The organism is Pseudolactococcus yaeyamensis (genome assembly GCF_054658615.1).
In genome coordinates this window covers 1-14,806 of sequence record NZ_BAAGGP010000072.1, presented here as the reverse complement: position 1 = coordinate 14,806, position 14,806 = coordinate 1, and the positions used below count along the sequence as shown (strand labels likewise).

Here is a 14,806-nt window from a genome sequence, read left to right as displayed (position 1 = left end):
GTTAGATATATAAGCAAGCATTATTATTCAAGAGTTTTAAAAAGACATCATCTAGGTTATAATAAAGAAAACAAACAAAGGAAGATAATCGTGGAAAAATCATTTAAAACATCTGAAAATCAACGCCGTGCCAGTCAACGATACCGTGACAAATTAACACCTGAACAACGTACCTATAACAGCGCTAGAACTGCTAGTCAAACATTTGCTAGAAAGCACGCCAGAAATCAAGAAGATGTCATCAATTTTGTGAATACTTACTTATTAGAAAATGTCAATGCTGAAGGTGAGTTTGCGAAACTCTGGCAAGAATTAACCGATAAATTGAAGTAAATTTACATCTCTTGCACAACTTCTTGATTCCGTTCATCTTGCTCTTGTGCTTCTACGACTTCATTTTCAAGTTTTTCCAAATCACTCAAACTCATATCAAGAGAGATAGCCTTGGTTAATCTACCGAGTTGATGACTTTTCTCATGAAGTTCATCTGCTCGCTCAAACGGCTTGCCTAGATTGTCTTGTGCAGACACAAGCTCTGCTTGAACTTCTGTTAATTGATTTTCTCTTTGTTTCGTATACCTCCCTTCTTGGATACTTACGACTTCATTGACGATCCGAGCGATACTCCCAGCTGGACTATCAAAATTCAAGTCGATGACTTTACAGGCAACATCTTCTCCGATAAGTTGCACCAATGGTTCTAGCTGCCGAGTAGAGACACACAACTGGATACTTAACCCCGCAATCTCACCGATCGTTTTGGTTTCTGAGCTTGTTGAACTTTTCGCATATTCTCTAGCTTCTTTCAATAAGTTTGTTCCTGCTTCCTCCCGATTATTAAAAGTGTGGTCTCTAATTTTCATAATAAAATCTTCTCTTGAAAAACGTTGTGAAATAAGCGTTTGGTCAGAAACACAAGCCTTTAATTCTTCTTGGATGTCAACTATTTTCTCGGGGAGTGTGCTGACTTTTTTCTCCCATTCTCGTTGTTCTGTGCCATAGTTTTGTGCTAAGAGTTTCAAGCGATTGACATCATTTTCAAGCATGGCACGCTCTTTCAAAAGGGGATTGCCTGTCGCAATCGCCTTAACTTCACTCGCATCAATCACTGCCTCGTCCACATCTTCCATACTTCGTGCAGGAGATTTACTGGTCATGACTTGTGTGATATATTTGAGTTTATTTTCGACAACTTGCCATCTGTATGCATCGAACGTGCCTTCTGTCACATAATTAAAGACATGAACATGCGAATTTTCATTGCCCTGACGAATCACTCGACCATTGCGCTGCTCCAAATCACTTGGGCGCCAAGGGACATCTAAGTGATGAACTGCTAGTAATTTATCTTGTATGTTTGTGCCAGTTCCTAGCTTTTGAGTACTGCCTAACAACACCCTGACTTTTCCGACTCGAACATCTTGAAAGAGGCGTTCTTTTTATAGCGATAGGTAACCTCCAGTCCTACTCATATGAGTGGTTACTTTTGGCTTTCCCCCGCTCCACACCGTGCGTGCGACTTTCACCGCACACGGCGTTCTATCAGTTTATTTCCTATTAATTTCTAATCCCAATATGTTTTTCTAGCGCTGTTTCATAACAGTACAATCAAATGTTGGGGTGATATTGTTTAACTATCCATTCTGGGTGATTGATTTTAGAGTTGGATTGCCCACCAACTTTCTGAGTTTGTTCAGTTTTTCGATATGCGCTTGGTCAAGGTCGAGCGGTTTAAGATATTTCTCAATCGTTTCAACCTTGGTGGCGTGTATCAACTTATGAACTTCCTCCGTGATAAGGGTCAAGTTCCCATAAGAATCGTCATGCGTTTCTGACCACAATTTCTTGTGATGAACATGCATGTTTCCGATGATTTCCTGTCCGCTTATCGGGCATTTACCCTTTTGTGCAACGTATAGTGCAATTCGATTATCATATAACTCAACTGTGGCTCTTTGTCCCGTGCCGAGTGGCATAGTCCGTAGAATTTCCAGTTCAGTTGTCGTGATAGTCTCAAGTTTTTTATGAATGAGCTTTTGCCCCTCTTCAGTGTACTTGTTAATCGCTCTTTTCTTTTGCATAGGGTTTCGTGCCTTAACATCTCCGATGGGGAGGACGGGGCGCTTCATATAGTACCTCATGGACTTAAGTCCTCGCTTGGTATATTGTAGAATGCCTTTATCCTTGCCTGTATAAACGCCACGATGGGTATTGCCGTTTGTGTCAGTTTTACCTCTTTTCGTAGCTTTCTGGAATCTGTGATACATGACAATGTCCATTTCTCGTGCAATTCTACTAAGGTCAAGGTTAACCTGATTGGCTATACCGTAGTAGTTGTGCAATCCAATGACCATTGAGTTGTACTTATTGATGCCATATACAGTCTCTATGGAGTTGCCTGTTTTTTGAATGGTTTTGACTTGATTTGTTAGTTTTTGTTTCAGACTTTTTAGAGCCTTGTCCGCAATATGAGTTTCTGCCACTCTCTTTTTACCCTTTTTTCGAGCTATGAGTTTGAAACCAAGAAATTCGGAATATTCCTTTTTCAGGTTTGTCACTTTAGACTTTTCGGGGGAGATTGGGAGTTTAAGTCGCTCATTCAGCCACATAGAAGTTGCCTTGAATATCTTTTCAGCGTTGGAACGGTTATTTGTGAATATCTTGAAGTCGTCCGCATATCTGACGATATACATTGGTTTCAGTTTTGTATTCTTTCTCAAGTAGCGCAATTCATTGCTGTAATTCCTAATGCTCTTTCTGAACATTGGTTTGATGTTCGGGAGGTCTCTTGTCGCCCATTGATTCTCTATCCAGTGGTCAAACTCATTGAGGTTGACGTTGGCAAGTAATGGACTTAAAATACCGCCTTGTGGTGTCCCTTTGCTAGGATAGTGCGTTGACTTGTCTGGCATGAGAATAGGGGCTTTCAGTATTTTCCGAGTAACTGTTTGTCCTGTATTCCAAGCGTCCAGAGCTGGCGCATGAGTTTCACATGATTGACTTCATCAAAGAAGCTCATGATGTCAACGTCCACGACATAGTGTAGCTTGCTTTGGTTTATATGTTTTACGCTTTTGGCAATCGCATGTTCCGCAGAGCGGTTGGGGCGAAAGCCGTAGCTATCATTTATAAACTTCGCCTCACATATCGGCTCTAGGACTTGTAGAATACATTGTTGTATCATTCTGTCCCAGATTGAGGGAATACCAAGCGGACGGGGTTTACCGTTGGGCTTGGGAATTTCTTTACGCCTGACTGTGCGTGGGTTGTAGTGTTGAAACTCCTTCTGAATTTGACTAACAAATTGGTCGTGTGATAGTTGTTCAATATCCTTTATCGTTTGTTTATCCACCGAGGGCGTTTGACTGCCCTTGTTGGACTTGATATTGCGATAAGCGAGCATAATATTGTCTTTCGACGTAATCAGCTCCATTAGATTTTGAAATCTTTCTCCATTTTTGGATTGTTCATGCAAGGTATTGAGTTTCTCTTGGAGACCGTAGTACTCCAGATGTCTCAGACTTGCATTTTTAACAGTTCCTTTATGTTGAATCGTCAAGGTCTAAACCACCTCCAAGGTTTGATGGGTCGCATCACCATTTCAGATGTCGTGATAATCTCTTGCCTCCCCTTGGCACGTTTTTCTTTCAACATCAATCAATTCTCTCTAACTGTGGTGTTCGATATTTACCAATGACGAGTGGTGTTCGCTCAACTAAGACTTCACTAAATTCCAAACCGAACCATCTAGCAGGTGTTACCGTAATTTGACGAATGGCAAATTTAGTTTGCATGATCAAACGTGACCAGTTTGAAAGTTCACCCGCATGAGAAAGTTCTTCATTGAGCAAGATAAATCTGAAATCACCAACTTCTCGATGATCAGAGACTGAGTAAGTCTGTACTTGCTTTTTAATTTCACCCGTTGCCATTAGTTCTGTTACAATTTGACGCAGATAAACATTGACTTCTTGACTAACTCTAAAGCCTAGGTGCAACTTCACAAGCACGACGTAATCCGTTCCTAGGGTGTCGATTTCATACTGTTTGGTGAAAGGTTCGTCTGTGACTGAAACATTGACAAACCAATAGACATGCGCACGTTTCGGATTCCTATCCAAAATAGAATATAAAATAGGCGCATCAATCTCATCATCCACCATGTACTTGGTCAAATAAACGACGTTGGTCTGCAAAATCGGGAGTGAGTGGTCGTTTCGCAAATGGTCAAGTTGCGCTAGGTAATTTCTAACCGGCAGATGCTCGACCAAGCCGTCTGTAATCAGACTGCCCTTGTACCAAATATACATGATCACGATGATGGCAAGCGCAATCAGAACGGCGACATAACCGCCATGCACGAACTTATCCAAGCTTGAGAGCAAGAAGACAATCTCGATGCCGGCAAAGAAAATCGGCACTGCGATCGCAAAGAAGGCTTTGGCGCGCGTTTTCAGATAAAAATGCAGCAAGAAAGTGGTCATAAGCATGGTCACTGTGATCGACAGGCCATATGCTGCCTCCATTTTAGTAGACGATTGGAAAACAATAACAACGATAGACGTCGTCACCCACAATAAGAAGTTCACAACTGGAATATATTGTTGATTGCGACTCTTGCCAGGGTAAAGGACATGCAAGCGTGGCAGAATTTTCAAGCGCATGGCTTCGCTGACAAGTGTGAAAGAACCCGTGATTAAGGCCTGAGATGCAATAATCGCAGCCAAAGTCGCAAAGAGCACTGCCAAAGGCATCAATGGATCTGCAATCATTTGGAAAAATGGATTCATCTCTTTGAACTGATGGATGTCAGTTGATAAGAGATAAGCAACTTGACCAAAGTAATTGATAATCAGACTGATTTTGACATAAGGCCAGCTCAAATGAATATTGGATTTTCCCACATGACCTAAATCACTATACAGAGCTTCCGCTCCTGTTGTAGCAAGAAAAACATTACCTAGAATGAATAAGCCCAAGTGATTGTCAGGACTAAATAATAGCTTGACGCCATATACTGGATTTAAGGCTCTCAGTACTGACAAGTCTTGTAGTAAGTTAGCAAACCCTGAAATCAAAAGGAAGGTAAACCAGAGAAACATAATCGGACCAAATAATTTACCGACTGTATCCGTCCCGAAGCGTTGAAAACTAAAGAGAATAAGAAGAATGGCTAAGGTGATGATCACAATCACTTGCTGTGAATAACCAAAAATCTCAGTAAAAATCGGCAGTGTCCGCAAGCCTTCTATGGCACTGGTGACAGTCACCGCTGGCGTTAAGACACCATCCGCAAGTAAAGCCGCACCCCCAATAATCGCTGGAATAATTAAAAATTTCCCCATAGGTCGAACAAGCGCGTAAAGTGAAAAAATACCGCCTTCGCCTTTATTATCGGCGTTGAGCGCAATCATGACGTATTTCACGGTTGTCAGTAAGGTAATCGTCCAAAAAATAAGGGACACACTACCGATTAGAAAGTTCTCGTTGATTTTACCATTATTGCCGGCAATCAGGCCTTTCATGACATAAAGTGGACTGGTCCCGATGTCTCCATAAACAATCCCCATGGCAATCAAGAGGCCAGCTGTTGACCACTTCTGATTTAACTTCTTCATTTGAAAATACCTTCCTCGGAAATTTTAGGTGCAAAAAAAACCTAAATGTCCTGATCATTTCTGTTGAAATATAGAACACCTAAGTCTTGCCATTTAAGGATAAACCAGTGATAATAACTTACCACAGATATGTTGATTTATCCAGTCGTGTACGACCTGCTACTCCCTTAAGTCAATAGAGTCATTTTAACAGGATAGTGGGGTGGTGTCAAGAACAAACCACTAACCAAATTAAATTATTTTACACTATTTTATAAACCAATCCGCTCAAAGACTTCGTCCACCCGACTGGCATAATAAGTTGGATCAAATAAGTCATCAATTTCTGCCTCAGTCAAGACTGACATGACTTGTTCGTCAGACAAAAGTTGCGGTTTGAAATCGACTTGATTATCCCATGAATAAGCGGTTTTTGGCTGAACCAAATCATACGCCGTTTCACGTGTCATCCCTTTTTCGATGAGTTTCAACATCACACGTTGGCTGTAAATCAAACCAAATGTGCTGTTCATGTTACGAATCATATTTTCAGGGAAAACAGTCAGATTTTTCACAATATTACCAAAACGGTTTAACATATAATTCAGCAAGATTGTTGTATCTGGTGTAATAATCCGTTCAGCTGAACTGTGTGAAATATCACGTTCATGCCATAAGGCAATATTTTCATAAGCAGTTACCGCATGCCCACGAATCACGCGCGCAAGCCCTGTCATGTTCTCAGAACCAATTGGATTACGTTTGTGAGGCATTGCTGAACTGCCTTTTTGACCTTTAGCAAAGAATTCCTCTACTTCACGTTGCTCAGATTTTTGCAAACCACGAATTTCAGTCGCCATACGCTCAATAGATGATGCGATAATCGCTAAAGTACTAAAATACTCTGCGTGCAAATCACGTGGTAAAACTTGAGTCGAAATTTCTTGGGCTGTAATCCCAAGTTTGTCACAGACATAACGCTCAACGAATGGCGGAATATTAGCAAAGTTACCAACAGCCCCTGAAATTTTACCTGCTTCAACGCCACGCGCAGCATGCTCAAAACGCTCGATATTACGTTTCATCTCAGAGTACCAAGTTGCTAATTTCAAACCAAAGGTCGTTGGCTCAGCATGAACACCATGCGTCCGCCCCATCATGATGGTAAATTTATGCTCGCGCGCTTTGTCCGCAATAATTGTTGTAAAACGCTCAAGGTCAGCACGCAACACATCATTGGCTTGCTTGAAAAGATAGCCGTAAGCTGTGTCGACGACATCAGTCGATGTCAAACCATAATGTACCCACTTACGTTCTTCACCTAAGCTCTCAGAGACCGCACGTGTAAAGGCGACCACATCATGACGTGTTTCTTGTTCAATCTCAAGAATCCGATCCACATCAAATGTTGCCTTTTCACGAATCTTCGCGACATCTTCTTTAGGAATTTCACCGAGTTCAGCCCAAGCTTCATCAGCTAAAATCTCAACTTCAAGCCAAGCTTGATATTTATTTTCTTCAGTCCAAATGGCTGACATTTCAGGGCGGGAATAACGTTCTAACATGATTTATGTTCCTTTTCTATGACAATCTCTTATAAACTCATCGCGCAGTCATCTGTCAAAACAGTCACATGACCCATTTTGCGATTTTCCTTTGCTTCAATTTTACCATACAAATGCAAATGTGCGCTCGGATTTTCTGTCGCAAAATGTTGGGCAGCAGATAAATCTTGACCTAAAACTTGCAGCATGACAGCAGGTGATAACAACACTACCTTTGGTAATGGTTGGTCCAAAATACCACGAATATGTAAATCAAACTGTGAAAAATCACACGCTTCAATCGTCGCATGACCTGAATTATGCGGCCGCGGTGCAATTTCATTGACCAAAATATCATGGTTAGTCACAAACATTTCAATACATAAAGTCCCTGACAATTTCAAAGCCTGAGCAATTTTCAGCGCCATACTTCTCGCTTCTTCTGCCAAATACTTTGAAATTCTTGCAGGCATAATTGTTTTATCTAAAATATTATTGCGATGCAAGTTTTCACAAACTGGAAAGACTGAAAATTCAGTCCCATTACCAGAAATAATGACGGAAATTTCCTTTAAAAAACTGACAAATTCTTCACTCACACACGGTTGAAGATCTGCAAGATCACGTGCTTCTTCCCAGTCTACAACATTCTCAACAACAACTTGACCATGACCATCATAACCACCTGTTGCCGTTTTGACAACGTGCTTTTTAGATAAATCCAAATCATTCAAGTCTTCTAACGTCTTAATGACTGTATATGGTGCTACTTTCACACCTGCATTTGTCAAAAATTCTTTTTCAAAAATACGATTTTGAGAAATGCGCAATAACTCTAAACCTTGGGGTATTTTATCTTCGTAAGGTGCTAAAGCATCTGCTGATACATTCTCAAACTCATAGGTCAGCACATCAGCGCGTGCGGCTAATTTTGCAATTGCAGCCGTATCATCATACTTGGCTACAATTTGTTCAGCTACTTGAGAAGCTGGACAATTCGGATCTGGATCAAGGGTAATAACCTTATGTCCCATGTAAATCGCAGATATAGCCATCATTTGTCCGAGTTGACCGCCCCCGATAATTCCTATCGTTTTCTCTTTAGTCAAGTTCGTCACTACTTTCTATCACAACTTGTTTTTGATCTTCTCGGAATTTAGTCAAGCGATCAGCTAAATCCTCGTCAGAAATTGACAAAGTTTGCAAGGCATATAAGCCAGCATTCTGTGCGCCAGACTCGCCGATTGACATCGTCGCAACAGGTACACCACCCGGCATTTGAACAATGGATAAAAGTGAATCTAAGCCGTTCAAGGCACGTGATTTAACGGGTACACCGATAACTGGTAGCGTTGTTTTAGCTGCGACCATACCCGGTAAATGTGCTGCACCGCCAGCACCTGCAATGATAATTTGGATGCCACGTTCACGTGCCGTTTCCGCAAACTCAAACATCAAATCAGGTGTTCGATGGGCAGAAACGACTTTCTTTTCATAAGCGACACCAAATAAATCAAGCACATCTGCTGCTTTTTTCAAGGTTGGCCAATCAGACTTACTCCCCATAATGATGGCGATTTTAGGTTGTTTAAACATTTGCTTTATCTCCAATATCGTTTCTATAAAAAAGTCCTGTCGTCTCTTGCGCAGCTAATGCTTTGTAGAGAATCGCTTGGGCATCAGACACTGTATCCGCTGATGTTTCTAAGAGATAGACACGTCCGCCATTTGTTACCAGTTGACCATGAGTATCAGATGCTACCCCTGCATAGTAAGTGGTGATATCGCCCGTCGTTTTCTCAGGAATCTTAAGGCCTTTGGCATAATCCCCTGGGTAACCTTCCGAAGCAACAACGATGCCTAGTGTGACACCGCCATTGACCCAAGTGAAGTTAGGGGTTTTATCTGCAAGTAAATCGCGCATATTGACCGCAAAGTCTGACGTTAGACGTGGCAAAATGACTTGTGTCTCAGGGTCGCCAAAGCGTGCATTAAATTCAATGACCTTAGGACCCTCTGCTGTCAAGATCAGACCTGCATACAAAATGCCAGTGTAAGGACGTCCCTCGGTAATCATACCGTTGACAACGGGCTTGATAATCGTCTCAACAGCCGTGTCAACAACTGACTGTGGCAAGTGAGGTACTGGCGAATAAGCACCCATTCCACCTGTATTTGGACCTTTATCTTGGTCATAGGCACGTTTGTGGTCTTGCGCTGTCGGCATCATATAGAATTTATCATTTTTGACAAAAGCAAAGAGTGAAAATTCTTCGCCATCAAGAAATTCTTCAACAATGACACGTGACTTGCCAAACTTATTATTTTCAAGAACATCACGTGTGAAATCTAAAGCTTGAGCGACTGTTTCAGCGACAACCACACCTTTACCCAGTGCTAAACCATCAGCTTTAATAACAATCGGCGCTCCTTTTGATTCAATATAAGCTGCCGCTTGACTGAACTCACTAAAAGTCTTGTGGTCAGCGGTTGGCACCCCATATTGATTCATGATTTGCTTGGCAAAATCTTTTGACCACTCTAGTTCTGCTGCACGTTTGGTCGGTCCAAATACAGATAAACCTGCTGTTTCAAAATCATCAACAATGCCAGCCGCCAAGGCATCATCTGGTCCTACAAAAGTAAAGGCGATGTCGTTTGACTGAGCAAAGTCAATCAATTCAGCATGTTGGTCAATGTTGATAGCAATTGTTTCAATCCCATCTAAGAGCATACCAGCATTGCCTGGTGCAGCGTAAACAGCTGTCACTTCAGGACTATCTAGTAATTTTTTAGCAATCGCATGCTCACGCCCACCTGAGCCAATAACAAGTAATTTCAAGATTGTTTTCCTCTTCATGCTCTCTTTTACATTATTTTGTTTCATTCTATCATGATTATGCACAAAATAAGGTAAAATACCAGACAAAAAACCGAAAATACGTTTAAAACGTTCGGTTTTTTATCATCTGATGATTAGCTATCATACTCCATTAAAATATCACGGCCATGGCAAACAAGTTTGGCGCCTTCCTGAATCAGATGATGACAGCCATCTGATAGCTGATCAACGATATTGCCTGGAATGGCAAAGACATCACGTCCCTCTTCCATGGCACGTTCACAAGTAATCAAACTGCCTGATCGACGTTTAGCCTCTGCAACCAATATTCCCCGAGATAACCCTGCAATTATTCGGTTACGCTCAGGAAAATGAAACTTCAAGGGCTTTTCACCCGAGCCATATTCTGTCAGAATTAAATGATGCTTAGCGATGTAGGCTTGCAGCTGATAGTTTTCTTGAGGATAGTTGACATCCAGACCTGTACCAATCACAGCGATTGTCTTGCCACCATTTTTTAGTGCTGCGATATGACTGGCAGTATCAATACCGCGGGCTAAACCACTAACAATGACAAAATGATTGTCCAATTCCTTGATGATTTTTTGAACGCTTGCAACACCTTGTTGACTGCAATCTCGACTACCTACAAACCCTAGTTTGGCTTGATGGAGTAGGCTTAAATCCCCTTGATAAAACAGTAAAACGGGTGGATTATACATCTCTCTTAAATATTCAGGATAGACACTATCCTGAATCGAAAATGATGGAAATTTCAGAAATTCCTGTCGGAGTGCTTTCAAATCTAGTGACCGAAATTTTTCCCAGAAAAGTGCTGGATGTTTCATATTGGATTGTCGGATAAAAGCAGGTAAGCAGACTAAGGGATTTTTTTCCTGACAGTCTGCAACTAGAGTTAAAAACTGATGAATCAATAAATTTGACATACCAGCTTTTTTTAAACGATAGAGATCGAAATTAGTCATAAAATAATCCTTTCACTACCTTATACGAAAAAAAGCTACGATTGCTCGCAACTTTTATATCCTCTCTCTTTTATCAACTTATTTCGATTTTATATAATTGATACCATTGGCCTTAGGTCCTGTCGATTTGCCTAGGAAGATAGCTAGGACTAAAATCGTCAGAACATAAGGGGCAATTTGCAAATAAACACTTGGAATGCTTGAAATGACTGGGATTTGCGTGCCGACAACCGAAAGACTTTGTGATAGTCCAAAAAAGAGACTCGCAAGCATGGCACCAACTGGATTCCATTTACCAAAAATCATAGCTGCCATGGCGATGAAACCTTGTCCAGCAATGGTAGATCCACTGAAGTTTACGGAGATTTGTTGGGCAAAAACTGCCCCACCGAATCCACCAAGGACACCCGAAATCATGACGCCAGAATAACGCATCAAATAGACATTAATGCCAAGCGTATCAGCTGCCTGTGGATGTTCACCGACTGAGCGCAGACGCAAGCCAAAACGTGTCTTAAACAGGATAAACCATGCGATAAAGGACACGACAATGGCAACATAACCAATCAGAGAGGTTTGTTTAAAGAAGATTTTACCAATAATCGGAATCTCGTTCAATAGCGGAAAATCCCAATAACCAAAGCTCTGTTGAATATTATCTGTTTGCCCTTTGCCATAAAATACCTTGACCAAGAAAACAGCAAGTGCTGGTGCCATGAGGTTAATCACTGTTCCTGAAATAATGTGGTCTGCCCGAAAGTTAATGGTTGCTACTGCATGAAGTAGTGAGAAAATCAGACCAATCACACCTGCAAAGAGTAACGCAATCCAAGGCGTCGCTTTACCAAAAGTCTCTGCGAAAGTCAGATTAAAAACGACAGATGAGAAGGCACCCATAATCATAATCCCTTCAAGGCCGACATTGACAATCCCACTACGCTCAGAAAAGGTACCACCTAAACTGGTAAAAATCAAAGGTGTCGCATAGATCAACATAGAGGAGATTAAAATTTGAAAAATCGTTGTGATTGTCATCAGTTCTCACCTTCTTTCTTAGCCACTTTTTTAGGTAATTGCGGTAAAATTTTCTCGATAACAAACTTAATACCCACAAAGAAGATAATACTTGCAATGACAACATTGACAATTTCTGCTGGAATACCGGTAACGTTCATACCTGGTGCACCAACTTTCAAAATTGAGAATAAGAAAGCTGCTAATAAAATACCGATAGGAGAATTTTCACCTAATAAGGCGACTGCCATGCCATCAAACCCGATAGATAGACTTGAATATTGGACAAAGAAATTTTGGAATGTTCCTAAACCTTCAACGACACCGCCTAAACCAGCTAAACCACCTGCCATTAGCATCGAAATGATAATGGTTCGTTTAGATGAAATACCAGAAGATTCAGAGGCATTGGGATTTAAACCAACCGCCCTAATTTCAAAACCAAGGGTAGTCCGTCTAAAAATAATTGCAACAATAATAATCGCAATAATGGCAATAAAGATACCGATATTGAGTCGAGAATTATTGGTAATCGATGTTAAAAATGAGTTTCTAAACGTCGCATTAGCGCCTACTTGAATCGTTGAATCTTTGGATGCCATCAATTTTTGATTAAAACCATAATGTACGAGATAAGTTGATACCAGTAAAATGATGTAATTCATCATAATCGTGACAATAACTTCACTTGTGCCCCAAAATGCTTTGAGAATCCCAGGAATAGCTGCCATAATTGCACCCCAAGCAGCGCCAATAATAATGACAAGAGGAATCATGAAAACACGTGGCATATCTGGAAAACTAAGCGCAAACCAGACAGAGGAAATCCAACCTGCTAGGGCTTGACCAGACATTCCGATATTAATCATCCCAGCTCGCATGGCAACAGCAAAAGACAAGCCTGTCAAAATCAGTGGTCCCATACTTCGGAAGATTTCGCCGATTGATTTACTATTGCCGAAAGCCTGACTGAGCAAATCTTCGTAACCCCAGATTGGGTTATAACCGAAAACTAGCATGATGATGGCACCAAGCAAGAAACCAGCAACAACTGCAATAACTGGAATCAAACCTTTTCGAATTGATAAATTTTTCATGTTTACCCTTTGCCTCCTACCATCAGAACACCTAGTTCTTGTTTTGTTGTGTCCTTAGGTCTGACAATCCCTTGAATTTGACCATCATGAATAACTGCAATCCGGTCTGAGACATTTAATATTTCATCGAGTTCATACGATACAACTAAGACCGCTTTTCCTTCATCTCTAGCTTGAATCAAACGCTTATGAATATACTCAATCGCACCAACGTCTAGTCCACGAGTCGGTTGACTGACAATCAATAAATCTGGATTGCGGTCAATTTCCCGTGCAATGACCGCTTTCTGCTGATTCCCACCAGAAAGCGCTGATGCTGGTACAAGTTCACTTGCACCACGAACATCAAATTCTGTCATTAAATCGCGCGCATGGCGGTTAATTGCTTTATAATTCAAGAAACCATGATGACTCAATGGTGCTTGATAATAGGTTTGTAAACTGATATTTTCAGCAACTGACATAGCTAAAATCAAGCCATCACGGTGGCGGTCTTCTGGAATGTGTGCAACTGACATTTCAGTAATTTGACGCGGTCTGAAGTTCGCAACATTTTGACCTTTGACATCAATTTGGCCACTTTCAACATGCTGTAACCCTGTAATCGCACGGACTAACTCACTTTGACCATTACCGTCAATACCGGCGATACCGACAATTTCACCCGCATGGACCTGTAAAGAAAGCGACTTAACGGCTTGGGCGCCACGACTTTCATGAACCACCAAATCTTTGATGTCGAGGACGACTTTACCTGGATTTGCGGCTTTTTTCTCTGTTACGAAGGATACGCTATGCCCGACCATCATCTCAGCCAGTTCTTTACTGCTACGACCTTCGACCTCAACGGTTTCAATCGATTTACCACGGCGAATCACGGTCACGCGATCTGCTACGGCACGAATTTCTTCTAGTTTGTGGGTAATCAAAATGATTGATTTCCCTTCCTTCACAAGATTTCGCATGATGTCTAACAGCTCTAAAATTTCAGCAGGTGTTAAAACAGCGGTTGGCTCATCGAAAATGAGAATGTCCGCACCACGATAGAGAGTTTTCAAAATCTCGACGCGCTGTTGCTGACCGACATTGATATCTCTAACTAGAGCATCAGGTTTAACCTCGAGACCATATTTTTGAGACAATTCGAGAATTTCTTTCTCAGCTTTTTTAATGTCTAGTTTACCACCATGGACAGTTTCATTGCCCAAAATAATATTTTCGGTGACTGTAAAAGCATCCACTAACATGAAATGCTGATGCACCATACCAATCCCAAGTTTACTCGCTTTTGACGGCGAATCTATTTTTTGCGTTTCACCCTTGACCATAATCTCACCTGAAGTCGGTTCAAGCAAGCCTGATAGCATGTTCATCAAGGTTGATTTGCCAGCACCATTTTCACCCAAGAGCGCGTGAATTTCACCTTTTCTAACTTGCAAATCGATTTGATCATTCGCAACAAATTCTCCAAAAATTTTAGTGACTTTGCGCATTTCTATCACATTTTGTGCTGTCATCAAAACTCCGTTCTAATATTTTGTCCATTCATTTCATTATATCATATTGCTGTATACGATTTCATAAAAACTTAAAAAATTCCCCGAGTTTGACAGTTAAAAATCAGAAAAACACTATTCCGCCTTGTGATATAAGGAGTTAGAGCGTTTTGTTCTCAATTATTTTTGTTGTATACACACCCCTCTTGCGAATTGTCTCAGCTCCTCTA

Annotated in this window: 12 protein-coding genes and 1 pseudogene; 1 reads left to right on the top strand and 12 read right to left on the bottom strand. The window is 41.1% G+C overall.

What is annotated here, in order from left to right:
- Positions 1-333 (top strand): hypothetical protein (locus ACYQ21_RS11980; protein ID WP_460058648.1); only part of this gene is annotated, 333 nt, incomplete at its 5' end.
- A gap of 2 nt (positions 334-335) precedes the next feature.
- Here the strand turns inward: ACYQ21_RS11980 and ACYQ21_RS11975 are convergent.
- The 12 genes and pseudogenes from ACYQ21_RS11975 to ACYQ21_RS11920 form a co-directional block, all read right to left on the bottom strand.
- A pseudogene (locus ACYQ21_RS11975) lies at positions 336-1,424 on the bottom strand (helicase-related protein); the annotation flags it as partial.
- A 210-nt stretch (positions 1,425-1,634) separates the two neighbouring features.
- Entirely contained in the window at positions 1,635-2,912 is a 1,278-nt protein-coding gene (locus tag ACYQ21_RS11970) for a reverse transcriptase domain-containing protein (RefSeq protein ID WP_460058647.1), read from the bottom strand.
- A gap of 14 nt (positions 2,913-2,926) precedes the next feature.
- Positions 2,927-3,559, bottom strand: a complete 633-nt coding sequence (locus ACYQ21_RS11965) for a reverse transcriptase domain-containing protein (protein WP_460058646.1) — start codon at positions 3,557-3,559, stop codon at positions 2,927-2,929.
- A gap of 94 nt (positions 3,560-3,653) precedes the next feature.
- Positions 3,654-5,618 carry a KUP/HAK/KT family potassium transporter gene (locus ACYQ21_RS11960; RefSeq protein WP_460058645.1) on the bottom strand — a complete coding sequence of 655 codons (1,965 nt, stop codon included), beginning with the start codon at positions 5,616-5,618 and terminating at the stop codon, positions 3,654-3,656.
- Between the two features lie 251 nt (positions 5,619-5,869).
- The gene (gene purB / locus ACYQ21_RS11955) at positions 5,870-7,162 is read right to left on the bottom strand and encodes an adenylosuccinate lyase (protein ID WP_460058644.1); all 1,293 of its coding nucleotides are present in this window, start codon (positions 7,160-7,162) and stop codon (positions 5,870-5,872) included.
- 29 nt (positions 7,163-7,191) lie between these two features.
- Positions 7,192-8,250, bottom strand: coding sequence for a 5-(carboxyamino)imidazole ribonucleotide synthase (gene purK / locus ACYQ21_RS11950; protein ID WP_460058643.1), 1,059 nt, complete (start codon positions 8,248-8,250; stop codon positions 7,192-7,194).
- A complete protein-coding gene (gene purE, locus ACYQ21_RS11945) occupies positions 8,243-8,737 on the bottom strand; it encodes a 5-(carboxyamino)imidazole ribonucleotide mutase (RefSeq protein ID WP_460058642.1) in 495 nt (164 codons plus the stop codon). Before purE ends, purK begins: the two co-directional genes overlap by 8 nt.
- Positions 8,730-9,983: a phosphoribosylamine--glycine ligase gene (gene purD, locus ACYQ21_RS11940; protein WP_460058649.1), complete on the bottom strand. Its 1,254-nt coding sequence runs from the start codon at positions 9,981-9,983 to the stop codon at positions 8,730-8,732. Before purD ends, purE begins: the two co-directional genes overlap by 8 nt.
- Positions 9,984-10,117: 134 nt before the next feature.
- A complete protein-coding gene (dprA, locus tag ACYQ21_RS11935) occupies positions 10,118-10,969 on the bottom strand; it encodes a DNA-processing protein DprA (protein ID WP_460058641.1) in 852 nt (283 codons plus the stop codon).
- A 78-nt stretch (positions 10,970-11,047) separates the two neighbouring features.
- On the bottom strand, positions 11,048-12,004 hold the full coding sequence (locus ACYQ21_RS11930) for an ABC transporter permease (RefSeq protein ID WP_460058640.1): 957 nt from the start codon (positions 12,002-12,004) through the stop codon (positions 11,048-11,050).
- Positions 12,004-13,080 (bottom strand): ABC transporter permease, encoded by a 1,077-nt coding sequence (locus ACYQ21_RS11925; RefSeq protein ID WP_460058639.1) that lies wholly within the window; start codon positions 13,078-13,080, stop codon positions 12,004-12,006. Before ACYQ21_RS11925 ends, ACYQ21_RS11930 begins: the two co-directional genes overlap by 1 nt.
- A gap of 2 nt (positions 13,081-13,082) precedes the next feature.
- Positions 13,083-14,597, bottom strand: a complete 1,515-nt coding sequence (locus tag ACYQ21_RS11920; protein ID WP_460058638.1) for an ABC transporter ATP-binding protein — start codon at positions 14,595-14,597, stop codon at positions 13,083-13,085.
- Positions 14,598-14,806: the final 209 nt, after the last annotated feature.

Bases quoted from the DNA above. Each gene is read 5' to 3' on its own strand.
- purB (WP_460058644.1), bottom strand. From the start codon at position 7,162: ATGTTAGAACGTTATTCCCGCCCTGAAATGTCAGCCATTTGGACTGAA.
- dprA (WP_460058641.1), bottom strand. From the start codon at position 10,969: ATGACTAATTTCGATCTCTATCGTTTAAAAAAAGCTGGTATGTCAAAT.
- ACYQ21_RS11925 (WP_460058639.1), bottom strand. From the start codon at position 13,080: ATGAAAAATTTATCAATTCGAAAAGGTTTGATTCCAGTTATTGCAGTT.
- ACYQ21_RS11960 (WP_460058645.1), bottom strand. From the start codon at position 5,618: ATGAAGAAGTTAAATCAGAAGTGGTCAACAGCTGGCCTCTTGATTGCC.
- ACYQ21_RS11970 (WP_460058647.1), bottom strand. From the start codon at position 2,912: ATGCCAGACAAGTCAACGCACTATCCTAGCAAAGGGACACCACAAGGC.
- ACYQ21_RS11930 (WP_460058640.1), bottom strand. From the start codon at position 12,004: ATGACAATCACAACGATTTTTCAAATTTTAATCTCCTCTATGTTGATC.
- purE (WP_460058642.1), bottom strand. From the start codon at position 8,737: ATGTTTAAACAACCTAAAATCGCCATCATTATGGGGAGTAAGTCTGAT.
- ACYQ21_RS11920 (WP_460058638.1), bottom strand. From the start codon at position 14,597: ATGACAGCACAAAATGTGATAGAAATGCGCAAAGTCACTAAAATTTTT.